Source organism: Klebsiella sp. BIGb0149, from assembly GCF_004362605.1.
GTDB lineage: Bacteria > Pseudomonadota > Gammaproteobacteria > Enterobacterales > Enterobacteriaceae > Klebsiella > Klebsiella terrigena.
This window is the reverse complement of sequence record NZ_SNYG01000008.1, coordinates 123,979-150,291: the sequence shown is the minus strand read 5'-3', so window position 1 is coordinate 150,291 and position 26,313 is coordinate 123,979. Positions and strand designations below refer to the sequence as shown.

General features: G+C 57.3%; 21 protein-coding genes. 12 read left to right on the top strand and 9 right to left on the bottom strand.

The window, feature by feature from the left end; all coding sequences use genetic code 11:
* The first annotated feature begins 180 nt into the window (after positions 1–180).
* Positions 181–924, top strand: coding sequence for a 3'(2'),5'-bisphosphate nucleotidase CysQ (gene cysQ / locus EDF75_RS23620; protein ID WP_045853338.1), 744 nt, complete (start codon positions 181–183; stop codon positions 922–924).
* On the opposite strand, the gene EDF75_RS23615 is transcribed toward cysQ, so the two are convergent.
* Positions 914–1,471, bottom strand: coding sequence for a YtfJ family protein (locus EDF75_RS23615; protein ID WP_133601079.1), 558 nt, complete (start codon positions 1,469–1,471; stop codon positions 914–916). The two genes, cysQ and EDF75_RS23615, sit on opposite strands and share 11 nt — an antisense overlap.
* 318 nt (positions 1,472–1,789) lie before the next feature.
* Between EDF75_RS23615 and EDF75_RS23610 the strand changes: the two genes are divergently transcribed.
* Positions 1,790–1,996 (top strand): DUF1107 domain-containing protein, encoded by a 207-nt coding sequence (locus EDF75_RS23610; protein ID WP_041143739.1) that lies wholly within the window; start codon positions 1,790–1,792, stop codon positions 1,994–1,996.
* 75 nt (positions 1,997–2,071) lie between these two features.
* Here the strand turns inward: EDF75_RS23610 and paeA are convergent, their stop codons facing one another.
* The gene (paeA, locus tag EDF75_RS23605) at positions 2,072–3,415 is read right to left on the bottom strand and encodes a polyamine export protein PaeA (protein WP_133601078.1); all 1,344 of its coding nucleotides are present in this window, start codon (positions 3,413–3,415) and stop codon (positions 2,072–2,074) included.
* Positions 3,416–3,587: 172 nt separating this feature from the next.
* On the bottom strand, positions 3,588–4,226 hold the full coding sequence (gene msrA, locus EDF75_RS23600) for a peptide-methionine (S)-S-oxide reductase MsrA (protein WP_045853335.1): 639 nt from the start codon (positions 4,224–4,226) through the stop codon (positions 3,588–3,590).
* 210 nt (positions 4,227–4,436) lie between these two features.
* On the opposite strand from msrA, the gene tamA reads away from it, so the two are divergent.
* The 3 genes from tamA to EDF75_RS23585 are packed head-to-tail and all read left to right on the top strand — an operon-like array spanning position 4,437 to position 10,290.
* A complete protein-coding gene (gene tamA / locus EDF75_RS23595) occupies positions 4,437–6,170 on the top strand; it encodes an autotransporter assembly complex protein TamA (protein ID WP_133601077.1) in 1,734 nt (577 codons plus the stop codon).
* Positions 6,167–9,943 (top strand): autotransporter assembly complex protein TamB, encoded by a 3,777-nt coding sequence (gene tamB / locus EDF75_RS23590; protein WP_133601076.1) that lies wholly within the window; start codon positions 6,167–6,169, stop codon positions 9,941–9,943. Before tamA ends, tamB begins: the two co-directional genes overlap by 4 nt.
* Before the next feature lie 2 nt (positions 9,944–9,945).
* Positions 9,946–10,290, top strand: coding sequence for a gamma-glutamylcyclotransferase family protein (locus tag EDF75_RS23585; protein ID WP_133601075.1), 345 nt, complete (start codon positions 9,946–9,948; stop codon positions 10,288–10,290).
* Between the two features lie 47 nt (positions 10,291–10,337).
* On the opposite strand, the gene EDF75_RS23580 is transcribed toward EDF75_RS23585, so the two are convergent.
* The 3 genes from EDF75_RS23580 to ppa form a co-directional block, all read right to left on the bottom strand.
* Entirely contained in the window at positions 10,338–12,347 is a 2,010-nt protein-coding gene (locus tag EDF75_RS23580; RefSeq protein ID WP_133601074.1) for a TonB-dependent receptor domain-containing protein, read from the bottom strand.
* Between the two features lie 85 nt (positions 12,348–12,432).
* Positions 12,433–13,503 (bottom strand): 7-bladed beta-propeller protein YncE, encoded by a 1,071-nt coding sequence (gene yncE / locus EDF75_RS23575; protein ID WP_133601073.1) that lies wholly within the window; start codon positions 13,501–13,503, stop codon positions 12,433–12,435.
* Positions 13,504–13,736: 233 nt separating this feature from the next.
* Positions 13,737–14,267, bottom strand: coding sequence for an inorganic diphosphatase (gene ppa / locus EDF75_RS23570; protein WP_041143747.1), 531 nt, complete (start codon positions 14,265–14,267; stop codon positions 13,737–13,739).
* 391 nt (positions 14,268–14,658) lie between these two features.
* On the opposite strand from ppa, the gene ytfQ reads away from it, so the two are divergent.
* The 4 genes from ytfQ (at position 14,659) to yjfF (ending at position 19,212) form a co-directional block, all read left to right on the top strand.
* Positions 14,659–15,615: a galactofuranose ABC transporter, galactofuranose-binding protein YtfQ gene (gene ytfQ / locus EDF75_RS23565; protein WP_133601072.1), complete on the top strand. Its 957-nt coding sequence runs from the start codon at positions 14,659–14,661 to the stop codon at positions 15,613–15,615.
* Between the two features lie 74 nt (positions 15,616–15,689).
* Positions 15,690–17,192 (top strand): galactofuranose ABC transporter, ATP-binding protein YtfR, encoded by a 1,503-nt coding sequence (ytfR, locus tag EDF75_RS23560; RefSeq protein WP_133601071.1) that lies wholly within the window; start codon positions 15,690–15,692, stop codon positions 17,190–17,192.
* Between the two features lie 9 nt (positions 17,193–17,201).
* Positions 17,202–18,227 carry a galactofuranose ABC transporter, ATP-binding protein YtfT gene (gene ytfT / locus EDF75_RS23555; protein ID WP_133601070.1) on the top strand — a complete coding sequence of 342 codons (1,026 nt, stop codon included), beginning with the start codon at positions 17,202–17,204 and terminating at the stop codon, positions 18,225–18,227.
* Positions 18,214–19,212: a galactofuranose ABC transporter, permease protein YjfF gene (gene yjfF, locus EDF75_RS23550; protein WP_041143751.1), complete on the top strand. Its 999-nt coding sequence runs from the start codon at positions 18,214–18,216 to the stop codon at positions 19,210–19,212. Before ytfT ends, yjfF begins: the two co-directional genes overlap by 14 nt.
* A 43-nt stretch (positions 19,213–19,255) precedes the next feature.
* Here yjfF and fbp read toward each other — a convergent pair whose 3' ends face one another.
* Complete coding sequence (gene fbp / locus EDF75_RS23545) at positions 19,256–20,254, bottom strand: class 1 fructose-bisphosphatase (RefSeq protein WP_128879238.1); 999 nt, start codon at positions 20,252–20,254, stop codon at positions 19,256–19,258.
* 175 nt (positions 20,255–20,429) lie between these two features.
* On the opposite strand from fbp, the gene mpl reads away from it, so the two are divergent.
* Positions 20,430–21,803 carry a UDP-N-acetylmuramate:L-alanyl-gamma-D-glutamyl-meso-diaminopimelate ligase gene (gene mpl / locus EDF75_RS23540; RefSeq protein ID WP_133601069.1) on the top strand — a complete coding sequence of 458 codons (1,374 nt, stop codon included), beginning with the start codon at positions 20,430–20,432 and terminating at the stop codon, positions 21,801–21,803.
* Between the two features lie 63 nt (positions 21,804–21,866).
* Entirely contained in the window at positions 21,867–22,388 is a 522-nt protein-coding gene (locus tag EDF75_RS23535; RefSeq protein WP_133601068.1) for a GNAT family N-acetyltransferase, read from the top strand.
* 88 nt (positions 22,389–22,476) lie between these two features.
* Here the strand turns inward: EDF75_RS23535 and EDF75_RS23530 are convergent, their stop codons facing one another.
* Together EDF75_RS23530 and yjgA are read right to left on the bottom strand one after the other, a co-directional pair.
* Positions 22,477–23,685, bottom strand: coding sequence for an aldose 1-epimerase family protein (locus tag EDF75_RS23530; protein ID WP_133601067.1), 1,209 nt, complete (start codon positions 23,683–23,685; stop codon positions 22,477–22,479).
* 542 nt (positions 23,686–24,227) lie between these two features.
* Positions 24,228–24,779: a ribosome biogenesis factor YjgA gene (gene yjgA, locus EDF75_RS23525; RefSeq protein WP_041143756.1), complete on the bottom strand. Its 552-nt coding sequence runs from the start codon at positions 24,777–24,779 to the stop codon at positions 24,228–24,230.
* Between the two features lie 94 nt (positions 24,780–24,873).
* Between yjgA and pmbA the strand changes: the two genes are divergently transcribed.
* Complete coding sequence (gene pmbA, locus EDF75_RS23520; RefSeq protein ID WP_041143757.1) at positions 24,874–26,226, top strand: metalloprotease PmbA; 1,353 nt, start codon at positions 24,874–24,876, stop codon at positions 26,224–26,226.
* Positions 26,227–26,313: the final 87 nt, after the last annotated feature.

The following is a 26,313-nucleotide window of genomic DNA, read 5'->3' as shown; positions in this document are numbered from 1 at the left end:
TTTTTTATGAGCAATGGCACAGAAGAAAATGTATTTACATTCTGTTGCTTACAGAATTGTGAATCATGCCAGAAAAACGACAATTGAAACCGTCATCGCTATCACAGATAGCGGAACTCGCAGCGATGCGATATAAATAAAACAACGAGTTAACGCCACTGCAACCAGATGAGGTGGAGAATGTTAGAACAAGTATGTCAGCTTGCACGGATCGCCGGCGATGCCATTATGGAAGTCTATGATGGAAATCAGCCGATGGACGTCGCCAGCAAGAAGGATGATTCTCCGGTCACCGCGGCGGATATTGCTGCGCATAAAGTCATTATGAGCGGCCTGCTGGCGCTGACCCCCGATATCCCGATCCTGTCTGAAGAAGACCCTCAGGAGTGGCAGGTGCGCCAGCACTGGCAGCGCTACTGGCTGGTGGACCCGCTGGACGGCACCAAAGAGTTTATCAAGCGCAACGGTGAGTTCACGGTCAATATCGCCTTGATTGAGAAGGGTAAACCGGTGCTTGGCGTGGTCTATGCGCCGGTGATGAAGGTGCTGTACTGCGCGGAAAACGGCAAGGCCTGGAAAGAGGAGTGCGGCAGGCGTAAGCAAATTCAGGTTCGCGACGCCCGGCCTCCGCTGGTGGTCATCAGCCGCTCCCACGGCAACGATCCGGAGCTGGAGGAGTACCTGGAGCAGATCGGTGAACATCAAACCACTTCGATCGGCTCATCGCTGAAGTTCTGCCTGGTGGCGGAAGGTCAGGCCCAGCTCTATCCGCGCTTCGGGCCGACCAATAGCTGGGATACCGCCGCAGGCCATGCGGTCGCGGTTGCCGCCGGGGCGCACGTTCACGACTGGCAGGGAAGAACGCTCGACTACACGCCGCGTGAATCCTTCCTCAACCCCGGCTTCCGGGTATCTATTTACTGAGCAGCTTGTGCAGCAGGGCGACAACCTGCTGCACTTCATCCTGGGTTAGCGCACCGTCTTTAGCCCACTGAACGCGGCCGTCCTTATCCAGCACCACGATAGCCGAGCTCTCCTCCTGCAGCTGCCACGCCTTACGCGCCAGACCGTTATCATCGACGATAAACTGCGACCACGGGTAGAGCTGCTTGTTGCTCTCAATGCTGCTGCGCACGAACACGCCGGAGCCCGGGATCGCGTCATCGGTATTAACGATAGTGGTGGTTTGATAGCGATCGTGCGGCAGCTTCGCGGCCTTGATAGCCTCTATCAGCGTGGCGTTTTTCTCTTTTGCCGCCGTGCGTCCGGCGATGTGCTGTATCACGCGCACTTTTCCTGCCAGCTGCGAGCTATTCCAGTTTTTATAGCTAAACTTATCATTATCCAGAATGAGTTCTCCCCGGTCGGCGATGCCAACCGGCGCGACGCGCTGTCCATCGACAAAATTATGCGCTGAGGCGATCAGCGGAAGCAGAAGGAGTGAGGCTGCCAGAATTTTACGTAGGGCCATGATGTTTCCTTATTATGTACAGGTGATCCGACCACTTGGTCTGGCTTAAGCATAAGTGCGATTTATCGGCATGACACGCAATCAGAGTGCCAGATTGCGTGTTAACGCACATATCCGAATAAAATCGGTGACTTATACTCACTTCTACGTATGTATGAAAAGAAAATTCTTAATTAGTGTCATCAAAAGGTAAATAAACTTATGCATGCTGGGTATTACAGAAGTTCTGGACTATAGTTTCAGGGCATTAAAATTTGCGCTCTGGATTCGTGGGCTAAGTGTGGCACCACAGGAGCGTAACCCTGGCAGGAGACAACAATGAAAATTTTCCAACGCTACAATCCGCTGCAAGTGGCGAAGTACGTGAAGATCCTGTTCCGTGGACGGTTATATATCAAGGATGTTGGCGCTTTTGAGTTTGATAAGGGCAAAATCCTTATCCCGAAGGTAAAGGACAAGCAGCATTTTTCTGTGATGTCCGAGGTCAATCGTCAGGTTCTGCGTCTGCAAACAGAGATGGCTTAATCTGAAAAGTGGTATAGCTGTACGGTAAGAAAAACGGCTCCTGATGGGAGCCGTTAGTGTTTCTGAAGGCGGCGATTATGCCGACTCTTTTTCGCCTGTCATCGTTTCCGACTGCTTCGGTACCAGCACCGTCGGCTTGTTATCGATGCGGGTGACCAGCAGCTGATCGATGCGGTAGTTATCGATGTCCACCACCTCAAACTTGTAGCCTGAGAATTTCACCGCGTCGGTGCGCTTGGGGATTTTACGCAGCATAAACATCATAAAGCCGCCGATGGTTTCATAGTTGCCGGACTGCGGGAAATCGTCGATATCGAGCACGCGCATCACGTCATCAATCGGCGTACCGCCGTCAATCAGCCATGAGTTCTCATCGCGGGCGACGATCTGCTCCTCCAGCCCCTGGCCAACCAGATCGCCCATCAGGGTGGTCATGACGTCGTTCAGGGTAATAATCCCCACCACCAGCGCATATTCGTTCATGATGACCGCAAAGTCTTCGCCGGCGGTTTTGAAGCTTTCCAGCGCTTCGGAGAGCGTCAGGGTATCGGGGACAATCAGCGTATTGCGGATCTGCACGCCGCCGGTCAGCACCAGGCTTTGATTCGCCAGCACGCGATTCAGCAGATCTTTGGAGTCCACGTAGCCGATGATATGGTCGATATCTTCGTTACAGACCAGGAATTTGGAGTGCGGATGCTCCGCAACCTTGTTCTTCAGGCTCTGCTCGTCTTCGTGGAGATCGAACCAGATAACGTTTTCACGCGAGGTCATCGACGACGGAACGGTACGCGATTCCAGCTCGAACACGTTCTCAATCAGCTCATGCTCCTGCTTACGCAGCACGCCGGCCAGCGCGCCGGCCTCAACGACCGCGTAAATATCGTCGGAGGTGATGTCGTCTTTACGCACCATGGGTATTTTGAACAGGCGGAAAATATTGTTGGCCATGCCGTTGAACAGCCACACCAACGGGCGGAACACCATCAGGCAGAAGCGCATCGGGTTGATGATGCGCAAAGCCACGGCTTCTGGCGCAATCATACCGATGCGTTTCGGGGTCAGGTCAGCAAACAGGATGAACAGGCTGGTGACCAGCGTAAAGGAGATAATAAAGCTGAGCTGCTCGGAGAGTTCCGAGGACATATAGCGGCTTAGCAGGCCGTTGAAGGCCGGGGAGAATGCCGCATCGCCGACGATACCGCCGAGAATCGCCACCGCGTTCAGACCGATTTGCACAACGGTGAAGAACATCCCGGGGTTTTCCTGCATTTTGAGAACGCGCTGAGCGTTCAGGTTGCCATCATCGGCCAGCAGTTTGAGTTTGATTTTACGTGAGGCGGCCAGCGAGATTTCGGATATCGAAAAAAATGCGCTGACGGCAATCAGACAAAGTATTACTAAAATACTGTTTAACATAGTTTATCTAGCCGTTGAGGCCAGATCCTCGGAAGGGAAGTTGATAACTCTAATGTGGAATACATAAAAAACCGGTCCGAAGGCACTGGACCGGCTACAACACAGCCTAGTATAGCGTAAGGTACTGTAAAGCTGCCAGAGCGTTAATTGTGCGCCCCGGTAATATTCACTATCAGGCCTGTGGCGGCAGGCATACGCCGATCCCGCCGATCCCGCAGTATCCGTACGGATTTTTATGCAGATACTGCTGGTGGTCGTCTTCAGCATAGTAGAACGGCTTCGCCGTGGCTATCTCGGTGGTGATCTGTCGCGGGTCGTTGGCGTCGCGCATCGCCGCCTGAAAACGCGCCAGGCTCGCTTTGGCGGCCGCATCCTGCTCTGGCGTCAGCGGATAGATGGCCGAACGATACTGGGTACCACGATCGTTGCCCTGCTGCATTCCCTGAGCCGGGTCGTGGTTTTCCCAGAATACCTGCAGCAGCTGCTCATAGCTGACGACCTGCGGGTCATACACGATGCGTACGGCCTCGGCGTGGCCGGTATCACCGGAACAGACTTCGCGGTAGGTGGGGTTAGGGGTGTAGCCGCCGGTATAGCCTGCGGCGGTGCTGTAAACGCCGGGCAGCTGCCAGAACAGGCGCTCAACTCCCCAAAAGCAGCCCATCGCCAGCAGCGCAACTTCCATTCCCGCAGGAACGTTAGTCATGGAGTGGCCATTGACGGCGTGGAGCGTTGCCACCGGCATAGGGGTGTTGCGTCCGGGTAGCGCATCCGCCTGGGCGACAAGATGCGTTTTATCAAATAGACTCACGGTTGGCCTCTCTAAAACATAAGTCGTAGTTAAGGTTGTAACGATGCGTGTCTTTTTACACAATAAACACGATCGGTACGTCTGGATTTAAACATAAGAATTATTTGGGTTATCGTCATTTTTTCAACCCTTAGCTGTTAGGGTTTTGTTAAGCCGGGGATCGGCGCTTTCGTTTCCTTCGGGGGGAAACAAGGATATTCAGGAGAAAACGTGCTACAAATCCGCCAGTTATGTGTCACCAGCCTTTTGCTGGTCAGCGGGGTCGCTAGCGCCGCGAGCGTGCGTTTGCAGGTTGAGGGGCTATCCGGGGAGCTGCAAAAAAACGTCCGTGCCCAGCTATCGACGATCCAAAGCGATGAAGTCACGCCGGATCGCCGCTTTCGCGCGCGCGTTGATGATGCCATCCGTGAAGGCCTGAAAGCGCTAGGTTACTACGAACCGACGATCGATTTTGATTTACGTCCGCCGCCGGCAAAAGGGCGGCAGGTGCTGATTGCCAAAGTGACGCCCGGCGAACCGGTGCGTATTGGCGGTACCGACGTCATTCTGCGCGGCGGCGCGCGAACCGACCGTGACTATCTGGATTTGTTAAAAACGCGTCCGGCAATCGGCACCGTGCTGAACCACGGCGATTACGACAGTTTTAAAAGCTCCTTGACCCGCGTGGCGCTGCGCAAAGGCTACTTTGATAGTGAATTCAATAAAAGCCAGCTCGGGGTCTCTCTCGATCGTCATCAGGCCTTCTGGGATATCGATTACGACAGCGGCGAGCGCTATCGCTTCGGCGCCGTGACCTTCAGCGGGTCGCAGATCCGCGACGAGTACCTGCAAAATCTGGTGCCGTTTAAGCAGGGGGATGAGTATACCTCCGAGGATCTGGCGGAGCTAAACCGCCGCCTGGCGGCCACCGGCTGGTTCAGCTCGGTGGTGGTCGCACCGGAGTTTGAAAAATCCAGAAAAACGAAAGTGCTGCCTCTGAAGGGCGTGGTCGCGCCGCGCAAAGAGAATACCGTCGAAACCGGTATCGGCTATTCGACCGACGTCGGGCCGCGGGTGAAGGCGACGTGGAAAAAGCCGTGGATGAACTCCTATGGCCACAGCCTGACCTCCAGCGTCAGCCTCTCCGCACCGGAGCAGCAGCTTGATTTCAGCTATAAGGTCCCGCTGCTGAAGAGCCCGCTGGAACAGTATTACCTGATGCAGGGCGGCTTTAAGCGCACGGATCTCAACGATACCAAAGCCGACTCCACTACCCTCGCGGCATCGCGTTACTGGGAGATGTCGAGCGGCTGGCAGCGCGCTATCAACCTGCGCTGGAGCCTCGATCACTTTACCCAGGCTAACGTCACCAATACCACCATGCTGATTTATCCCGGGGTATCGGTTAACCGCACCCGCTCGCGGGGCGGCCTGATGCCGACCTGGGGCGATTCCCAGCGCTATTCGGTGGATTACTCCAACACCATGTGGGGCTCGGATATTAACTTCGTCGTCGCCCAGGCGCAGGACGTGTGGATCCGCACCCTCTACGATCGCCACCGTTTTGTGGTGCGCGGTAACCTCGGCTGGATTGAGGCCGACAATTTCGACAAGGTCCCGCCGGATCTGCGCTTCTTCGCCGGGGGCGACCGCAGCATTCGCGGCTACAAATACAAATCTATCTCGCCAAAAGACGACGATGGCAAGCTGATCGGTGCATCGAAACTGGCCACCGGCTCGCTGGAGTACCAGTACAACGTCAGCGGAAAGTGGTGGGGGGCGATGTTTATCGACGGCGGTGAGGCAGTAAGCGATATCCGCAAAAGCGACTTCAAAACCGGCGCCGGCGTTGGCGTTCGCTGGCAGTCGCCGGTCGGTCCTATCAAGCTGGATATCGCCGCGCCGGTCGGCGACAAAGACGAACACGGTTTACAGTTTTACATCGGTCTGGGGCCTGAATTATGAGTTTATGGAAGAAGATAAGCCTCGGGGTCGTGCTCTTTCTGGTCCTGCTGCTGGGCACGGTTGGCTTCCTGGTCGGCACTACCAGCGGCCTGCACCTGGTACTGAAGGCGGCGGACCGCTGGGTACCTGGCCTGGAGATCGGCAAGGTTACCGGCGGCTGGCGTGACCTGACGCTGGAGAACGTGCGCTTTGCCCAGCCGGGCGTGGCGGTGACCGCCGGTCAGTTCCACCTTGCGGTCAAATTACGCTGCCTGTGGGACAGCAGCCTGTGCGTCAACGATATTTCGCTGCGCGATATCTACGTCGCTATCGATACCGCAAAAATGCTGCCTTCCGCGCCGCCAGAAGAGGAGGATTCAGGGCCGCTGAATCTCTCCACGCCGTATCCCATCACCCTGAGCCGCGTCGCGCTGCAAAACGTTAACGTCAAAATTGATGATACCGCCGTCTCGGTGCGCGACTTCTCCACCGGCCTGCGCTGGCAGGAGAAAAACCTGACCCTGACGCCGACGTCGCTGCAGGGGCTGCTTATCGCGCTGCCGAAAGTCGCGAAGGTGGCGCAGGAGCAGATCGTTGAGCCGAAGATAGAGAATCCGCAGCCGGAAGAGAAACCGCTCGGCGAGACGATGAAGGCGCTGTTTGAGAAGCCGGTGCTGCCGGAAATGGCCGATGTCCACCTGCCGCTCAACCTCAATATCGAGGAGTTCCGCGGCGAGCAGCTGCGGATCACCGGCGATACCGATATGACCATCTACAGCCTGCTGCTGAAGGTCAGCAGCATTGACGGGCAGATGAAGCTCGATACCCTGGATGTTGATTCCGACCAGGGCAAAGTCACCGCCTCGGGCAGCGCGCAGCTGCAGGACAGCTGGCCGGTTGATATCACCCTCAACGGCGCGCTGAATATTGACCCGCTCAAGGGCGAGAAGGTCCAGCTGAAGGTCGGCGGCGAGATGCGTAAAAAGCTGACGGTTGGCGTTGATTTAGCCGGCCCGGTGGCGATGACGCTGCGCGCCGAAACGCAGCTGGCGGAAGCCGGGCTGCCGCTCAATATGGAACTGAAAAGCAAGCAGCTCTACTGGCCGTTTAGCGGCGAAAAGCAGTTCCAGGCCGACGATCTGCAGCTGACGTTCAGCGGCAAGATGACCGACTACGCCCTGGCGATGAGTACCGCGGTGAAGGGGCAATCCCTGCCGCCGGCGAAAATCAGCCTCAATGCTAAGGGCAACGAGCAGCAGGTGAATATTGATAAGCTGACCGTTGCCGCGCTGGAAGGGAAAACCGAGCTAAAGGCGCTGCTCGACTGGCAGCAGGCGATTAGCTGGCGCGGCGAGCTGACCCTCGACGGCATTAACACGGCCAAAGAGGTTCCGGACTGGCCTTCGAAGCTCAACGGTCTGATCAAAACCCAGGGCAGCCTCTACGGCGGCAGCTGGCAGATGTCGGTGCCGGAGCTGAAAATCACCGGTAACGTGAAGCAGAATAAGGTTGATGTCAGCGGTTCCCTGCAGGGCAATAGCTATATGCAGTGGAAAATCCCCGGCCTGCACCTGGCGTTAGGCCCCAACAGCGCCGACGTGAAAGGCGAGCTGGGGGTTAAGGATCTGAATCTCGACGCCACCATCGATGCCCCGCATCTCGACAACGCCCTGCCGGGCCTTGGCGGAACGGCGAAAGGGCTGGTGAAGGTGCGCGGCACCGTGGAGGCGCCGCAGCTGCTGGCGGATATCACCGCCCGCGCCCTGCGCTGGCAGGAGCTGTCGATCGCCCAGGTTAACGTCAAAGGCGACGTGAAATCCAGCGATCAGATTGCCGGCAATCTCGATGTGCGTATCGACCGTATCAGCCAGCCGGGCGTCAATATCAGCCTGGTGCAGCTCAATGCGAAAGGTAATGAGAAGCAGCATGACCTGCAGCTTAAAGTGCAGGGGGAGCCGGTCTCCGGCCAGCTGTCTCTGGCGGGGAGCTTTGACCGCAAAGAGGAGCGCTGGAGAGGAACGCTGAGCAATACCCGCTTCCAGACGCCGGTGGGCCCGGTTTCGCTGACGCGTAATATCGCGCTGGACTACCGTAACCGCGAGCAGAAAATCAGCATTGGGCCGCACTGCTGGGCCAACCCGAACGCCGAGCTCTGCGTGCCGCAGGCGATCGATGCGGGCGCGAGCGGACGGGCGGTCGTCAACCTCAACCGTTTCGACCTCGCGATGCTCAAGCCGTTTATGCCGGAAGCCACCCAGGCCAGCGGCGTATTTAGCGGCAACGCCGACGTGAGCTGGGACACCACCAAAGAGGGGCTGCCGCAGGGCAAGGTGACGCTGAACGGACGTAACGTGAAGGTAACCCAGACGGTCAACGATGCGCCGCTGCCGGTGGCTTTCGATACTCTGAACCTCACCGCCGATCTGCACAACAACCGCGCGCAGCTCGGCTGGCTGATCCGCCTGACCAATAACGGTCAGCTTGACGGGCAGGTTCAGGTCACCGACCCGCAGGGCCGACGCAATCTCGGCGGCAATATCAACATCAATAACTTCTCGCTGGCGATGATTAATCCGATCTTCTCGCGCGGGGAAAAGGCGGAAGGGCGGCTTAACGCCAACCTGCGCCTCGGCGGCGATGTGAAAAATCCGCAGCTGTTTGGTCAGATGCAGCTCAACGGCGTGGATATTGACGGTAACTTTATGCCGTTCGATATGCAGCCGAGCCAGCTGGCGATGAACTTCAACGGCACCCGTTCGACGCTGCAGGGAACGGTGAATACGCGCCAGGGGCAGATTAGCCTGAACGGTAACGCCGACTGGACCCAGATAGACAACTGGCGCGCGCAGATTGCGGCGAAGGGCAGCCGGGTGCGTATTACGGTACCGCCGATGGTGCGCCTGGACGTTTCGCCGGACGTGGTCTTTACCGCGACGCCAAGCTTGTTTAATCTTGACGGTAGCGTCGATATTCCGTGGGCGCGCATTGTGGTTAACGACGTGCCGGAGAGCGCGGTCGGCGTCTCTTCCGATGAGGTTATGCTGAACGACTCCCTGCAGCCGATTAAGCCGCAGAGCGCCGGTATCCCGATCAACAGCAACCTGACTATCCATGTCGGTAACAACGTTCGCCTCAGCGCGTTTGGCCTGAAGGCGCGCCTGACCGGCGATTTAAAAGTTGCTCAGGATAAACAGGGTCTGGGCCTCAACGGGCAGATCAATATTCCTGAAGGGCGCTTCCACGCCTACGGTCAGGATCTGATCGTCCGTAAAGGCGAGCTGCTGTTCTCCGGTCCGCCGGATCAGCCTTCGCTGAATATCGAAGCCATTCGCAACCCGGATGCCACAGAAGACGACGTAATTGCCGGCGTTCGCGTCACCGGCTCGGCCGACCAGCCGCGGGCGGAGATCTTCTCCGACCCGGTCATGTCGCAGCAGGAAGCGCTTTCTTATCTGCTGCGCGGCCAGGGATTGAGCAGCGGGCAGAGCGATAGCGCCGCAATGACGTCAATGCTTATTGGCCTGGGGGTTGCACAAAGTGGTCAGGTTGTGGGTAAAATCGGCGAGACGTTTGGCGTAAGCAATCTGGCGCTGGATACCGAAGGGGTAGGCGACTCTTCCCAGGTGGTAGTCAGCGGCTATGTGCTGCCGGGTCTGCAGGTAAAATACGGGGTCGGTATCTTCGACTCCCTGGCGACGCTGACATTACGCTATCGCCTGATGCCTAAGCTATATATGGAAGCGGTGTCTGGCGTAGACCAGGCTCTCGATTTGCTCTATCAGTTTGAGTTTTAGCAATGCGAATATTTGTTTACGGCAGTTTACGACGCAAACAAGGCAACAGCCACTGGATGACCAACGCTCAGTGGCTGGGCGCTCATAGTGTCAACGATTATCAGCTGTACAGCCTGGGCCACTATCCAGGCGCGGTGCCCGGTGAAGGCACGGTACATGGTGAAGTCTATCGTATTGACGCATCGACGCTGGCCGAACTGGATGCTCTGCGTACCAAAGGCGGCGAATACGCGCGCCATCTTATCCAGACGCCGTATGGCGGCGCATGGATGTATGTCTATCAGCGCCCGGTTGAGGGGTTTACGCTGATAGAGAGCGGTAACTGGTTAGACAGAGACCAGTATTAAAAACGACAACGCCACCCTCGGGTGGCGCTGTTTTTTGCGGGCGCTAATCAGAACTCGACGCGCGCGCCGAGGTTATAGCGTCGACCCTCTATCTGACCGTACTCGCCCCACGAGGTGGTGCGTTTAGGGTCGGCATCAAACAGGTTATAGATCCCCGCCAGCAGCTGGGCGTTTTTGTTCACGCGATAGCGCAGGCCGACATCCACCATCGTATAGGCCTCATACTCGTTGTGGCTGCCGCTATCGCGGTTGCTGCTGCGATAGTTCACCGTACTCCAGGCGTCCAGGCTCTGCGTTGCCGCCCAGCTGAGCGACAGATTGGCCATATGGCGCGGGTAGTCGTTCAGGGCATAGCCTTTTTCCGCCCCGCTTTTCTGCTCGCTGTGGTTGTAGGTGTAGTTGGCGTTAGCCTTGATATCGGCACTAATCTGCCAGTCAGCGTTGAGCTCGACGCCGTAGACGTCCGCTTTGCTGACGTTAAAGTACTTGTCGATTGAGTCTGCTTTGTAGCCGTTGACGGAGCACTGGCTGGTGGCCGTGGTTTCGCAGATGTTCTGCTCGGTAATTTTATCTTTGAACTGGGTATAGAAGACCGTGCCGTCAAGCGCCAGGGCGCTGCCCGTCCAGTACAGGCCGAGCTCGGAGTTAACGCTTTTCTCCGGCTTCAGGTCGTCGTTGCCGACCGTCAGGAAGGGATAGGGTACGGTTGAGCCGTGCGGCGTAATAAAGTCGCTGGAGGTCGCGCGCAGCTCCGGCTTTTTATAGCCTGCTGAAACCCCGCCCTTCAGCGCCCATGCGTCGCTAAACGCCCAGTTGCCGTACAGCTTAGGCGTGACGTGGGTACCAAAGTTATCATCGCGATCGAGGCGCCCCGAGGTGGTCAGGATGAAATCGCCGAGGGTCCAGCCGTCTTCGGCAAACAGCGCCCAGCCGTTGCGGCTCACTTTGGTAACCGGGGTGGATCCCGGCAGGGTTTTGTTGGCGACATCAAAGCGGTCATTCAGCTCTTCGCGGGTAAAGTTCGCGCCCACGGTCAGCTTGTGGTTATCCAGGCTCAGGGTTGTCTGGCTGTTGGCAACGTAGTTTTCCGTCTGCACGTATTGCGGCGTTTGCCCGTCATAGACGTACTTTGAGCGGCCCTTTTCATAATTAATGTAGTTGGTGGTGGCGACGGTATCGTCGGCATACCAGCCGGAGTGCGTTAGGGTTAAGGCGTCGCGGTCGAAGCGCCACGTCCAGGGCGTGCCGCGCTGCCAGGTCCGATTTTTCTCCTGCTCGCCGGTGACCACGTTCAGGTCAAAGAGGTTGTTCTCGCTGGCGGCCAGGCCGAGCGTCATATCGAGGGACTTGCGGTTGTGCTTGCCGAAGTAGTTTTCGCGTTCGTCATCGCGACGATCCAGCCAGTCTGCCGCGAGGCTCAGGCCGAGGACGTCGGGGATCAGCGGACCCATGGTGAACAGATTCATCTGGCTGGTATTGCCAAAATCACGGTGCTCCTGGAGCCAGGTGTTGGCGGCAAGGGCGCCGGTCCACTCCTTCACGCCGTAAGGCTTTTTGGTGATGACGTTCACCACCCCGCCGATGGCATCTGAGCCGTAGAGGGAGGACATCGGGCCGCGAATCACCTCAATACGCTCAATCGCCTCCATCGGTGGCAGGAAGCTGGCTTCGGTGCCGAGGTCCTGGCCATAGGGGCGAGATTCTCCGGTATTCTGCTTGACGCTGTTCACCATGAAGGCGGTGTAGGAAGGATCCATGCCGCGCATCATGATGCTGCCCGAGGATATTTCGCTGCCGCTCGACACCGACACGCCGGGGAGATTTTTTATCGCCTCGCCGACGTTGCGATCGGGCTGAACATCCAGCGTTTGGCGATCGATTGTCGAGATGGTCGCCGGTGCTTCACGCTTTTCCTGCGCAAAGCCGGTGGCGGTCACCACCATTTGATCTTCGCCGCTGCGCGAGGCTTCGCTGAGTTCTTCCGCCTGAGAGGGCAAAATAACTCCGCCGAATAGGGCGACGATCCCCGTAAGGGTAATCAGTTGACGCGTTTTCATAATATAGACACCTGCAAAGAGAAAATAACGACATCACCTCGTGACGGTACGCCGCCACAAGGTGAAAAATAACGCGTGATGAGGATTAGTATTGAGTCAGGTCGATTTTCATCACGTAATCAGGCTTTTTACCTATCAGCTCTTCGGGCTGTTTAATGCTGACGTACAGCGTGTTCGCATCGGCGGAAAGTGCAAGACTGTTGGGCAGGGCGGTAGTTTGAATGCTTTGTTTTACCTTGCCGGTTTCGCTGTCGGCGATGGTTATCAGTTTGGCGTTGCGGTGGGTAATATAAACTTCCTGACGCTTCTCGTTATAAATAACGGCCAGGGAGTTAATCACGTCAATTTTAGAAAGGACGTTACCGTTACGAATATCGACCACTAATACATTGGGTAAATCCGGGTCGGTAATAAAGGCGCGGCTATTTTTGGCATCCACGGCGATATTAAGGAAAAAGCGCTTTTTATCCGCGGCGACGGTAAAGCGGTCGATAATTTTATTGCTGGTGGTATCGATGACGATCAGGCCATTTCTGCCGTTCACCACGTAGAGCCGGTTTTTTAGCGGATCGACCGCCATGCCGGTTGGGTATTCGCCCATCTCGCTGATGGTCGCAATCTTCGCCCGCTTGGCGGTATCGACCACCCAGACAACGCCCTTCTCCGCGACGCCGGAGACGTACAGGCGATGGTTCTGCTTATCGAGGACCATTTCACGCGTATGGATAATCGCTTTCGGGTCGCTCGCCTCGCTGAGCTGCAGCACCGCCAGCTCCTTGCCGCTGCGGGTATCGACTAGCGTGACCGAGCCTTCGAGGGTATTGCCGACGTACAGGACATGATTCGCGTCGTCCAGAGCGGTGGCAAACGCCCGCCGGCTGGTTTTAATGACTTCAACGGTGGTGAGGCTTTCCAGGTCCAGCTTGTAAATCTGCCCCGTCGTTTTGTCTTTATCAAACGAAGGGGCGGAGGCGGCGAACAGCGCATGCTGCTGCGCGTCTACCGCCAGCTCATAGACGCCATGACCCACTTCACGAGTCAGGAAATCTTTCTCAGGAAGCGCGGCGGCCGTTGCGGTCAGGCCGGTCAGTAGCAGGGCCGCGGTCAGCGCCATGCCGGAACAGAGCTTTAGGGTCTTCACATTGTGGAGGTTCATTGACGTTTATTCACATTTATTTACGAACTGAAAATGATAATGATTTTTAATTTCATTCGCAATTGCAAATATGGCCGGCCGACTTCCTATTCTGGTAGGCGCAAGTCTGGCCGCAGGTTTGTCCGCAGGGGGGAAAGGGGGGAAATAAACGGGCAGGGGTGAACAGCAGACATAAAAAAACCCTTACTAGCCGGCAGCCGGCGTTCAGGGTCTGGCTTCACGCAGGGGCGAACTTAGTTCTTCGCAGCGCGCTCGAAGGAAGCAATGATTTCAGCTTTCGCCGCAGCAGCATTGTCCCAACCGTCAACTTTAACCCACTTGCCTTTTTCCAGATCTTTGTAGTGCTCGAAGAAGTGGGTGATCTGGGCTTTCAGCAGTTCCGGCAGGTCGTTCACGTCGTTGATGTGATCGTACTCTTTGCTCAGCTTGGTGTGCGGTACCGCAACCAGCTTGGCATCTTCACCGGATTCGTCGGTCATCTTCAGTACGCCAACCGGACGGCAGCGGATCACTGAGCCTGGCTCCAGCGGATACGGAGTCGGGACCAGCACGTCAACCGGGTCACCGTCCAGAGACAGGGTGTGGTTGATGTAGCCGTAGTTGCACGGATAGAACATCGCGGTGGACATGAAGCGGTCAACGAACAGTGCACCGCTCTCTTTGTCGACTTCGTATTTGATTGGGTCTGCGTTCGCCGGGATCTCGATCACGACGTAGATGTCTTCCGGCAGATCTTTACCCGCAGGTACGTTGAGTAAGCTCATGTCTGTTCCTTTAAAATGTATAGCAAACAAGTGCCCGGTATTATAGCCAACTCACATCGAATGTCTTCGCTTCTTTTCATTCAGGGGGGCGGAAAGATAGCGTAATTTTTCCCTGCTAAACGAGCCTAAAATCCATAAATATAGCCACATTTTTCATACTTTTATGTAAGCGATTACACTAAATCTTCCGGTGCTGATAAGGAGCTTTAAATTTAACCACCTGCTGATATGCCGATCGTCTTATCGGCTGTAAGACGCAGTAAATGGCTTTAATCAACATAAAATTTACTTTTCTGAAGTGTGATGTAACTCATCCAGTTACATTTCTGATTGTCTATAGTAATTCCGCAGATAACGATTTCACTAACAATAACCCTACGAGGATCGCCTTATGTGGAAGCGCTTACTTCTTGTCACAGCAGTTTCCGCAGCTATGTCATCTATGGCAATAGCTGCCCCTCTGACCGTAGGATTTTCGCAGGTCGGGTCTGAATCCGGCTGGCGTGCGGCAGAAACCAACGTCGCGAAGGAGGAGGCCGCTAAGCGCGGTATTACTCTGAAGATTGCCGACGGTCAGCAAAAACAGGAAAACCAGATTAAAGCCGTACGCTCCTTCATTGCGCAGGGCGTCGACGCCATCTTTATCGCCCCGGTCGTGGCGACGGGCTGGGAGCCGGTGCTGAAGGAGGCCAAAGAGGCCAAAATTCCGGTCTTCCTGCTCGACCGCTCTATTGATGTAAAAGACAAAGATCTCTACATGACCACCGTCACCGCCAATAACGTGCTGGAAGGCCAGCTGATTGGTGACTGGCTGGTGAAAACCGTTGACGGCAAGCCGTGCAACGTCGTTGAGCTGCAGGGCACCGTCGGGGCCAGCGTCGCCATTGACCGCAAAAAAGGCTTCGCTGAGGCCATCGCTAAGGCCTCGAACATCAAGATTATTCGCTCCCAGTCCGGCGACTTTACCCGCAGTAAGGGGAAAGAGGTTATGGAGAGCTTTATCAAAGCGGAAAACAACGGCAAGAACATCTGCATGGTTTACGCCCATAACGACGACATGGCCATCGGCGCCATCCAGGCGATTAAAGAGGCCGGGCTGAAGCCGGGCAAAGATATTCTGACCGGCTCGATAGACGGCGTACCGGATATCTACAAAGCGATGATCGCCGGCGAAGCGAACGCTAACGTTGAGCTGACGCCAAATATGGCCGGGCCGGCGTTTGATGCGCTGGAGAAATTCAAGAAAGACGGCACCCTGCCTGAGAAGCTGACCATCACCAAATCGACGCTCTTCCTGCCGGATACGGCGAAAGAGCAGTTGGAGAAGAAGAAAAACATGGGCTATTGAGTGAGCGTAGGCCATCAGGACGCTCGGTTTAGTTCCCTCTCCCCGGTGGGGAGAGGGTTAGGGGAGGGGAAACCATGAACGGCGAAGTACACCAGGAGATCCTTCGTACCGAGGGACTGAGCAAATTTTTCCCCGGCGTTAAGGCGCTGGATAACGTCGATTTCAGCCTGCGGCGCGGTGAGATCATGGCCCTGCTGGGTGAAAACGGCGCGGGGAAATCGACCCTGATCAAAGCGCTCACCGGCGTTTATCACGCGGATCGCGGCACTATCTGGCTTGAGGGCCAGGCCATTGCGCCAAAAAATACCGCCCACGCGCAGCAGCTGGGCATCGGTACCGTCTATCAGGAAGTGAACCTGCTGCCGAATATGTCGGTGGCGGACAATCTGTTTATCGGCCGCGAGCCCCGCCGCTTTGGCCTGCTGCGGCGCAAAGAGATGGAAAAGCGCGCCACCGATCTGATGGCCTCCTACGGCTTCTCCCTTGACGTTCGTGAACCGCTTAACCGCTTTTCCGTGGCGATGCAGCAGATTGTCGCTATCTGCCGCGCCATCGACCTGTCGGCTAAGGTGCTGATCCTCGATGAACCTACCGCCAGCCTGGATACCCAGGAGGTGGAGATGCTCTTCACTCTGATGCGCCAGCTGCGCGACAGCGGCGTCAGCCTGATTTTTGTTACCCACTTTCTCGATCAGGTGTATGCCGTGAGCGATCGGATCACCGTGCTGCGCAACGGCGGCTTCGTCGGCTGCCGGGAAACACGCGAACTGCCGCAGATTGAGCTGGTGAAAATGATGCTGGGGCGCGAGCTGGAGCATAACGCTTTACAGCGCGCGGGCCGCACCCTGCTGAGCGACAAGCCGATCGCCGCCTTTGAAGGCTTTGGTAAAAAGGGCACCATCGCGCCGTTCGACCTCGAGGTCCGCCCCGGCGAAATCGTCGGCCTGGCGGGGCTGCTGGGCTCCGGACGCACCGAAACGGCGGAGGTGATTTTTGGCATCAAGCCGGCCGATAGCGGCAAAGCGTGGATTAAAGGCAAGCCGCAGACGCTGCGCTCGCCGCATCAGGCCTCCAGCCTCGGGATCGGCTTTTGCCCGGAAGACCGAAAAACCGACGGCATTATCGCCGCGGCGTCGGTACGGGAGAACATCGTGCTGGCCCTGCAGGCGCAGCGCGGCTGGCTGCGTCCGATTCCGCGACGCGAGCAAAATGAGATTGCCGAACGCTTTATCCGCCAGCTGGGGATTCGAACCCCCAGCGCCGAGCAGCCGATCGAGTTTCTTTCCGGCGGCAATCAGCAGAAGGTGCTGCTTTCCCGCTGGCTGCTCACCAAACCTCAATTTTTGATCCTCGATGAGCCGACCCGCGGGATAGACGTCGGCGCGCATGCCGAGATCATCCGCCTGATTGAAACCCTGTGCGCCGATGGCCTGGCGCTGCTGGTCATTTCGTCAGAGCTGGAAGAGCTGGTGGGCTATGCCGATCGGGTCATTATCATGCGCGATCGCAAACAGGTGGCGGAGATCCCGCTCGGGGAGCTCTCCGTTCCGGCGATCATGAACGCAATTGCGGCATAGGAGTAAATCATGATGCCAGGATCTCTTCCGCAAACCGGCCAAACGAAGCGTCGCTTCAGCTGGCCGAAGGGTATGCCGCAAATCATTGCGCTGCTGCTGGTGCTGGCCGTTGACAGCCTGGTGGCGCCGCACTTTTTCCAGATTGTCCTCCAGGAAGGGCGTCTGTTCGGTAGCCCGATTGATATTCTTAACCGCGCGGCGCCGGTCGCGCTGCTGGCGATTGGCATGACGCTGGTTATCGCCACCGGCGGGATTGACCTGTCGGTCGGCGCGGTGATGGCGATTGCCGGCGCGACCGCCGCCTCGATGACCGTTGCCGGGCACAGCCTGCCGGTGGTGCTGCTGGCCTCGCTGGGGGCGGGCGCGCTGGCCGGGCTATGGAACGGCATCCTGGTGGCGGTGCTGAAGATTCAGCCGTTCGTGGCCACGCTGATCCTGATGGTGGCCGGGCGCGGCGTCGCGCAGCTAATCACCTCCGGGCAGATTGTTACCTTCGACTCGCCGCCTCTGGCGTGGCTCGGCAGCGGCTCGCTGCTGCTGCTGCCGACGCCGGTGCTGATTGCTGCCGCAACGCTGCTGCTGTTCTGGCTGTTCACCCGCAAAACTGCGCTGGGGATGTTCATTGAAGCGGTAGGGATTAACATTCGGGCGGCGAAAAATGCCGGGGTCAACACCCGTATCGTCGTGATGCTGGCCTACGTGCTGAGCGGCGTGTGCGCGGCGATAGCCGGGATCATCGTTGCGGCGGACATCCGCGGCGCCGATGCCAACAACGCCGGACTCTGGCTGGAGCTGGACGCCATCCTGGCGGTGGTGATCGGCGGCGGCTCGCTGATGGGCGGGCGCTTTAACCTTCTGCTCTCGGTAGTCGGCGCGCTGATTATCCAGGGGATGAACACCGGGATCCTGCTGTCGGGCTTCCCGCCGGAGCTTAACCAGGTAGTGAAAGCGGTGGTGGTGCTGTGCGTACTGATCGTGCAGTCGCCGCGCTTTATCAGCTTACTGAAAGGAGTACGCGGCCGTGATAAAACGTAACTTGCCGTTGATGATTACCCTTGCCGTATTCGTGCTGGGCTACCTCTATTGCCTGACCCAGTTTCCCGGCTTCGCCTCGACGCGGGTGATCTGCAATATCCTCACCGATAACGCTTTTCTTGGCATTATTGCCGTGGGGATGACCTTCGTCATCCTCTCCGGCGGCATCGACCTGTCGGTCGGGTCGGTGATCGCCTTCACCGGCGTGTTCCTCGCAAAAGCGATTGGCGTCTGGGGAATTACGCCGCTGCTGGCGTTCCCGCTGGTGCTGGTAATGGGCTGCGCGTTTGGCGCGCTGATGGGCTGGCTTATCGATACGCTGAAGATCCCGGCGTTTATTATTACCCTCGCCGGGATGTTCTTCCTGCGCGGCGTGAGCTACCTGGTCTCTGAAGAGTCCATCCCTATCGATCATCCGGTGTATGACACGCTCTCCGGGCTGGCGTGGACCATTCCCGGCGGCGGTCGCCTGAGCGCGATGGGGCTGCTGATGCTGCTGGTGGTGGTGGCGGGCATTTTTATGGCCCACCGCACCCGCTTTGGCAATCAGGTGTACGCCATTGGCGGCAGCGCCGTCTCGGCGAACCTGATGGGGATTTCGACGCGTGGGACCACCATCCGCATCTACATGCTCTCGACCGGGCTGGCGACGCTGGCGGGGATCGTTTTTTCTATCTACACCCAGGCCGGTTACGCGCTGGCCGGGGTTGGCGTTGAGCTGGACGCGATTGCGTCGGTGGTGATTGGCGGCACGCTGCTCAGCGGCGGCGTCGGCACGGTATTAGGCACGCTGTTCGGCGTGGCGATTCAGGGGCTGATTCAGACCTATATCAACTTCGACGGCACGCTCAGCTCGTGGTGGACGAAAATTGCGATCGGCATTCTGCTGTTTATCTTTATTGCGCTGCAGCGCGGGCTGACGGTGCTGTGGGAAAACCGCCAGAACTCGCCGGTATCGCGGGTGAGCGGGGCGGCGAATCGCTAGCGTAAATTCCCCTCTCGCCGGGCGAGAGGGGAAGTCAGAAGCGTTACGCGTCCGGGAACTCTTTAATCAGGTTTTCAACGTCTTCAACCATATGGTTGTTGCCGACGAAGAAGGAGCGGCGCTGGTGCAGGCTAACCGGGACGATATCGAGAATACGCTCTTTACCGTCGCTGGCCTTACCGCCCGCCTGCTCGGCGAGGAACGCCATCGGGTTGCATTCGTACAGCAGGCGCAGCTTGCCGTCCGGGTGGCTGGCGGTGCTTGGGTAGAGATAAATGCCGCCCTTCAGCAGATTGCGGTGGAAATCCGCTACCAGTGAGCCGATATAGCGCGAGGTGTAGGGGCGCTGGGTGCCGATATCCTCTTCCTGGCAAAACTTAATGTACTTCTTCACGCCCATCGGGAATTTGATGTAGTTGCCTTCGTTGATGGAGTAGGTATTGCCTTTCTCCGGGAAGCGCATGCGCTCCTGGGAGAGGCAGAATACGCCAAGAGAAGGATCGTAGGTGAAGGCGTGCACGCCGCAGCCGGTGGTATAAACCAGCATCGTAGAGGAGCCGTAAACCACGTAGCCTGCGGCGACCTGTTTACTGCCCGGCTGCAGGAAATCTTCGACGGTGACCGGCGTGCCGACCGGGGTTATGCGACGGTAGATGGAGAAGATAGTCCCGACAGAGACGTTAACGTCGATGTTAGAGGAACCATCCAGCGGGTCCATGAGCACCACGTATTTTGCGTGTTCGCAGCCTTCAAAGACGACGATTTCGTCTTCTTCTTCAGAGGCGATCCCGGCAACAATATCGCGCGCTCGCAGTGCGGCCTTCAATTTTTCATTGGCGAACAGATCGAGTTTTTGCTGCACCTCGCCCTGCACGTTTTCAGCACCGCTGGCACCCAGGATATCGACCAGACCGGCCTTGTTGATATCGCGGTGGATGATCTTGGCGCCTAGTTTTATCGCCGACAACAAAGCAGTTAGCTCGCCGGTTGCGTGGGAGAACTCGTGCTGCTTTTCGACAATAAATTCACCTAACGTTTTCATAACCCGTTCCCTGCATGTTTATGTGAAGTAAAACGAACGCAACAATCTTAACAAAGAATAAAAAAAATACGCACAGGTGAATCGCGCCAGCAAAAAACGGATTCGCCTGAAATGCATTTCTCTGATGCCGAACATAAGGGTAAAATGTGCGCCAGATTAAAGAGGGAAGTGACGAATGCGCATTCATATTTTAGGTATCTGTGGCACGTTTATGGGGGGGCTGGCGATGCTGGCGCGTTCCCTCGGTCATGAGGTAACGGGGTCGGATGCTAACGTCTATCCGCCAATGAGCACTCTGCTGGAAAGCCAGGGTATCGATCTTATTCAAGGATATGACGCCAGCCAGCTGGAGCCTCGGCCGGATCTGGTGATCATCGGTAATGCGATGACCCGCGGCAATCCGTGCGTCGAAGCGGTGCTGGAAAACAACATTCCGTACATGTCCGGCCCGCAGTGGCTGCATGATTTCGTCCTGCGCGATCGCTGGGTTGTGGCGGTGGCGGGCACCCACGGCAAAACGACGACCGCCGGCATGGCGACCTGGATCCTCGAAGCCTGCGGCTATAAGCCCGGCTTTGTGATTGGCGGCGTGCCGGGTAATTTCGAGGTCTCCGCGCGTCTGGGCGACAGCCCGTTCTTTGTTATCGAAGCGGATGAGTATGACTGCGCTTTCTTTGATAAGCGTTCGAAGTTTGTTCACTACTGCCCGCGAACCCTGATCCTCAATAACCTTGAGTTCGATCACGCGGATATCTTTGATGACCTGAAGGCTATCCAGAAGCAGTTCCATCATCTGGTGCGCATTGTCCCGGGTCAGGGCAAAATTATTCTGCCGGAAAACGACATCAACCTGAAACAGACTATGGCGATGGGCTGCTGGAGCGAGCAGGAGCTGGTCGGCGAACAGGGCCACTGGCAGGCGAAGAAGCTCAACGCCGACGCCTCGCAGTGGGAAGTCTGGCTTGACGGCGAGAAGGTCGGGGAAGTGAAGTGGGCGCTGGTCGGCGAGCATAATATGCACAACGGCCTGATGGCGATTGCCGCCGCCCGCCACGTCGGCGTGGTGCCGGCGGACGCCGCCAACGCCCTGGGCGGTTTTATCAACGCCCGTCGCCGCCTTGAGCTGCGCGGCGAAGCGAACGGCGTCACCGTGTACGACGATTTTGCCCATCACCCGACGGCGATCCTGGCGACGCTGCAGGCGCTGCGCGGCAAAGTTGGCGGCACCGCCCGCATTCTGGCGGTGCTCGAACCGCGCTCGAATACCATGAAAATGGGCGTCTGCAAAGACGATCTGGCGCCGTCGCTGGGCCGCGCGGATGAAGTGTTCTTGCTCCAGCCGCAGCATATTCCGTGGCAGGTCGCCGAGGTGGCTGAAGCCTGCGTGCAGCCCGCCCACTGGAGCGCCGATGTCGACGTGCTGGTGGATATGATCATCAAAACCGCCCACCCGGGCGACCACATTCTGGTGATGAGCAACGGCGGCTTCGGCGGCATTCATCAGAAGCTGCTGGATAAGCTGGCCAGCAAGGCGGCTGCGGCAGAGTAGTTCCGACGATCGTCTCTCTGCCCTCCGCGCGAGGGCAGACTTTTTGCCATCCTGGATTTTGTCATGCTCACTTCTGAAAAACTGACCTCGACCGATTCTCCGCACTTTCCCGCCCTCGACGCGCTGTACGTCAAGGCTTTTCCCTGGCACGAGCAGCGCGAGCCGCAGGCTAAACAGCGCGCGCTGCGCGACCCGCACTATGCGCTGGAGGCGTGGTTTGATGACGGCGAGTTTATCGGCCTGAGCGGCAGCTGGCAGTTTGCGGGCTATGGCTACATTGAGCATCTGGCGATCGACGACGGCCTGCGTTCGCGCGGCTACGGCAAGCGCCTGCTGGCGGAAATAATTAAGCGTGCGCCGCTGACCATCCTCGAGATCGATCCGCTCACCACGGAAATTGCCCGCCGGCGGCTGCAGTTTTACGCCGCGATGGGCTTTAGCGACAACCCGTGGCCGCATCGTCACCCGACCTATCATTGCGGCATCGCCGATCATGCGCTGATGGTGCTGAGCTACCCGCAGGCGATTGACGAGGCGCAGTACCAGCGCTTTGCGCAGCAGCTGCGCCAGGTGGTGATGGCCTAAACCGATATCCCGGCGCTGGCGCCGGGAAGGGGATGTGCGGTGCCGGCGCTGCCTCTGCGGTAAGCCCGGGGCAGCGCCGGCCGGGAGGTTACTCTTTGGCGATCGGCGCGTCGTTTTCCGCAACCTTCGCGTCGCCCTGGATTGCCGCAATCCTCTGCTCAACCTCGGCAACCTGTTTATTGTTGTGCAGCAGGGTATAGGTCAGATCAAACTGCGCGCTGGCGCCCGGCTGCAGCTGCTTCACGCGTTTCTGCTCGCGCTCAATTGTCACCGGATAGGCATAGCTGGTGCCTGGCTCGATGCCGGTAACATAGCCCTGTTTTTGGCTATCGGTGTTTTTCCACAGCGTCAGGACCGGCAGCTGGCGGGTATCAAACTGAATTGACGCGCCTTTATCGCCAGCCTTGTTAACCACTGCCGCCAGCGTTTGGTGATGGTCATCGGCGAGCGGCTGAATGTTAAACACCATCTCGTCAAAGTCTTTGGTCGGGCCGGCATAGGTTTGCCACGTTTTCAAACCGGCTTTGGCATAGTCGTTGAACGGGCTGATGCTGGCCATCGGCGCAAGGAAACGCGCGCCTTCTTCGAGAATCGGCGTACCGAAATTGCTGTGGTAGATTATCTGATAATCATGCGGATAATCGGCATGGTTGGTTAAGACATCGTGCAGGCTGAAGCTGTTGCTGCCGGGCACGTAGCGCAGCTCGGTCATGGTCTGCAGATCGGCCTTCTTGAAGGTGCTCTCCTTTACCAGCCCGCGAATGCGAATTTCATACGGCGCGCTATCGGCAACCTCGACCTCAACCTGCGAGGCCGGCGTGTTCCCGGCTTTGCCGTGCAGGGTGTAAATCTGCCCGTCGGCGGTGACCGGATGACCGGTCCATTCGTAGCCGCAGCGCACCATCATCTCATTGAAACCTTCCAGCCAGCCCAGCCCGTTGCGGCTTTCCAGATTAATAAAGGCCGGGTTAACCACCTCTTTGACCGGCGAGTCCCAGCCCATCCGCGTGCCGAAACCTTCGATTTTAAGTAAATTCATCCCGCGAGTCGGGCTGAGAGCGATAGTCAGGCCGTCCTGGCTGCGAATAACGATAACTTTACTCCCCTCCTGCTTACCGCCATGAAGGACTTTTTGCTCGATGCTGAAATGGCGATCTTTTATCTTCAGCTGGTCACTGCTTACCTGCCAGTTTCCTTTCTCTATGCTGCTTTCAGCGCTTGTCAGCACCCAGGTTTTTGCCGCGACTTGCCCAGAGAACATCATCGCTACTGCGGTCAACGCTACTATTTTTTTCATTTTTCGTCCCTTTTTGCTGAATCGATATTGTTATCAATGAGGGAAATCTAATGGCTAGCGGCTGATGAAAATGTGAAGTGCCTCACCTGGTGAGAATATGCGCGATTTGCTGTTTTTAACTGCGACTTTAGTCCTGTTTTAATGCAATGTTTTATTATTTTTGCCGAAAAAATGTGAGTTTAAACATATTTAGCTTTAACGATTCAGCTTTTATTGCCGGCTGAGGCAGAAAAAAGTCACGTCTGCTGACGATCGGCAAAACGGCGTACAGGCAGGATAAAAACGCAGGCAAGCAGCAGGGATCAAAAGAGAAGGCAAAGAGAAGCAAAATAGGGGCGAAACAGGCGCAAAAAAAGCTGAAAGGCGCTGAACATAAGCCTCAGGACGGCCTGACGGCGGCGATAGCGGGAGAGCCCTGCGGGCGGCGGGGGAAAGCCAGCCTTCCCGGCAATGCGCACGCATGCCGGGCTACAGGTTAAACGTTATCAGGTAGCCCGGACAGGCGTGCCGCCTGCGGGAAAGCCAGGCGGGCGGGAGCTAAATTAGCTTTCGCCTTCGGCCAGCTCACGCAGATACTGGAAGATCAGGCGCGCGGACTTCGGCGGCTTGTTGCCTTCTTTCTCTTTTTGCGCGTTACGGATAAGCGAACGCAGCTGCTGACGGTCAGCTTCTGGCCACAGGTTCAGCACTTCCGGCACCGCGTCATCGCCATCGGCAATCAGGCGGTCGCGGATCATCTCCAGCTTATGGAACAGCGCAACCTGCTGGTTGTGGCGGTTCTTCAGCTTGTCCAGCGCCTGGCGAATCGGGTCAACGTCGCGGCTGCGCAGCATTTTGCCAATCAGCTGCATCTGGCGGCGGCGGCCCTCTTTCTTGATCCGTTGGGCAAGTTCAATGGCGTCGCGCAGGTCGGTATCGAGCGGGATCTTATCCAGCGCGTTTTTCCCCAGCTCTACCAGTTCCGCGCCAAGACGCTTCAGTTCTTCGGCGTCACGCTTAATTTCACTTTTACTGACCCAGATAATTTCATCGTCTTCATCTTCGACGTCATCACCGGGAACGTCGTCGAGCCAGTCATCGGGCTGCTTTGTCATCTCAGGCTCCTTAAAAAAGAGGCTAATGTTACCAGTTAAGGCGCGCACTGAAAAACGGTTCTCTGTTAGACTTCAATTAACTCCTTCCTACATTATGGCATTAGCGATGAAAGTCATCTCTCAAGTTGCACAGCAGCGTAAGGCGCTGGAAGAGGCCGTGACCACGGCGCTGGAACTGGCGGCAGGTAAATCAGACGGGGCTGAAGTCTCCGTCAGCAAAACCACCGGCATCAGCGTCAGCACCCGCTACGGCGAGGTGGAGAACGTAGAATTCAACAGCGATGGTGCCTTAGGCATCACCGTTTATCATCAGCATCGCAAGGGCAGCGCCTCCTCAACAGATCTTAGCCCGCAGGCGATAGCCCGCACGGTGCAGGCGGCGCTGGATATTGCCCGCTATACCTCGCCGGACCCGTTTGCCGGCGTTGCCGATAAAGAGCTGCTGGCCTTTGACGCCCCGGATCTTGACCTGTTCCACCCGGCGGAAGTGACGCCGGATCGGGCCATCGAGCTGGCCGCCCGCGCTGAACAGGTGGCGCTGCAGGCCGATAAACGCATCACCAATACCGAAGGCGGCAGCTTCAACAGCCACTACGGTATCAAGGTCTTCGGCAACAGCCACGGCATGCTGCAGGGCTACTGCTCAACCCGCCATTCGCTGTCCAGCTGCGTTATCGCGGAAGAAAACGGCGATATGGAGCGTGATTACGCCTATACCATCGGCCGCGCGATCGAAGATTTAGCGTCGCCGGAGTGGGTGGGCGACGAGTGCGCCCGCCGCACCCTTTCGCGCCTGGCGCCGCGCAAGCTCTCGACCATGAAGGCACCGGTGATTTTTGCCAATGAAGTGGCGACCGGGCTGTTTGGTCACCTGGTCGGCGCGATTGCCGGCGGCGCGGTATACCGTAAATCGACCTTCCTGCTTGACGCCCTCGGCACCCAGATCCTGCCGGACTGGCTGACCATTGAGGAGCATCCGCACCTGCTGAAAGGGCTGGCGTCAACGCCGTTCGACAGCGAAGGCGTGCGTACGGAGCGTCGCGACATCATTAAGGACGGCATTCTGACGCAGTGGCTGCTGACCAACTACTCGGCGCGCAAGCTGGGCATGAAGAGCACCGGACACGCGGGCGGCATCCACAACTGGCGAATCAACGGCCGCGGCCTGAGTTTTGAAAAGTTGCTTAAAGAGATGGGCACCGGGCTTGTCGTCACCGAACTGATGGGGCAGGGTGTCAGCGGCGTGACCGGCGATTACTCGCGCGGCGCATCCGGCTTCTGGGTTGAGAATGGCGAAATTCAGTATCCGGTAAGCGAAATCACCATCGCCGGAAATCTGAAAGATATGTGGCGTAATATCGTGACCGTCGCCGACGATATCGAAATGCGCAGCAACATCCAGTGTGGTTCCGTGCTGCTGCCAGAGATGAAAATCGCCGGGCAATAACGGCGTGTTATACCGGATTATTCAGGCCTCGGCCTGAGGAATAACGGGTATAGAAGGGCGCCCAGGTGGCGCCTTTTCCTTGTGCTT

Coding starts and splice junctions, on each gene's coding strand:
- cysQ (WP_045853338.1), top strand. CDS start 181: ATGTTAGAACAAGTATGTCAGCTTGCACGGATCGCCGGCGATGCCATT.
- EDF75_RS23615 (WP_133601079.1), bottom strand. CDS start 1,471: ATGGCCCTACGTAAAATTCTGGCAGCCTCACTCCTTCTGCTTCCGCTG.
- EDF75_RS23610 (WP_041143739.1), top strand. CDS start 1,790: ATGAAAATTTTCCAACGCTACAATCCGCTGCAAGTGGCGAAGTACGTG.
- paeA (WP_133601078.1), bottom strand. CDS start 3,415: ATGTTAAACAGTATTTTAGTAATACTTTGTCTGATTGCCGTCAGCGCA.
- tamB (WP_133601076.1), top strand. CDS start 6,167: ATGAGTTTATGGAAGAAGATAAGCCTCGGGGTCGTGCTCTTTCTGGTC.
- EDF75_RS23585 (WP_133601075.1), top strand. CDS start 9,946: ATGCGAATATTTGTTTACGGCAGTTTACGACGCAAACAAGGCAACAGC.
- EDF75_RS23580 (WP_133601074.1), bottom strand. CDS start 12,347: ATGAAAACGCGTCAACTGATTACCCTTACGGGGATCGTCGCCCTATTC.
- yncE (WP_133601073.1), bottom strand. CDS start 13,503: ATGAACCTCCACAATGTGAAGACCCTAAAGCTCTGTTCCGGCATGGCG.
- ppa (WP_041143747.1), bottom strand. CDS start 14,267: ATGAGCTTACTCAACGTACCTGCGGGTAAAGATCTGCCGGAAGACATC.
- ytfQ (WP_133601072.1), top strand. CDS start 14,659: ATGTGGAAGCGCTTACTTCTTGTCACAGCAGTTTCCGCAGCTATGTCA.
- ytfR (WP_133601071.1), top strand. CDS start 15,690: ATGAACGGCGAAGTACACCAGGAGATCCTTCGTACCGAGGGACTGAGC.
- ytfT (WP_133601070.1), top strand. CDS start 17,202: ATGATGCCAGGATCTCTTCCGCAAACCGGCCAAACGAAGCGTCGCTTC.
- fbp (WP_128879238.1), bottom strand. CDS start 20,254: ATGAAAACGTTAGGTGAATTTATTGTCGAAAAGCAGCACGAGTTCTCC.
- mpl (WP_133601069.1), top strand. CDS start 20,430: ATGCGCATTCATATTTTAGGTATCTGTGGCACGTTTATGGGGGGGCTG.
- EDF75_RS23535 (WP_133601068.1), top strand. CDS start 21,867: ATGCTCACTTCTGAAAAACTGACCTCGACCGATTCTCCGCACTTTCCC.
- EDF75_RS23530 (WP_133601067.1), bottom strand. CDS start 23,685: ATGAAAAAAATAGTAGCGTTGACCGCAGTAGCGATGATGTTCTCTGGG.
- yjgA (WP_041143756.1), bottom strand. CDS start 24,779: ATGACAAAGCAGCCCGATGACTGGCTCGACGACGTTCCCGGTGATGAC.
- pmbA (WP_041143757.1), top strand. CDS start 24,874: ATGGCATTAGCGATGAAAGTCATCTCTCAAGTTGCACAGCAGCGTAAG.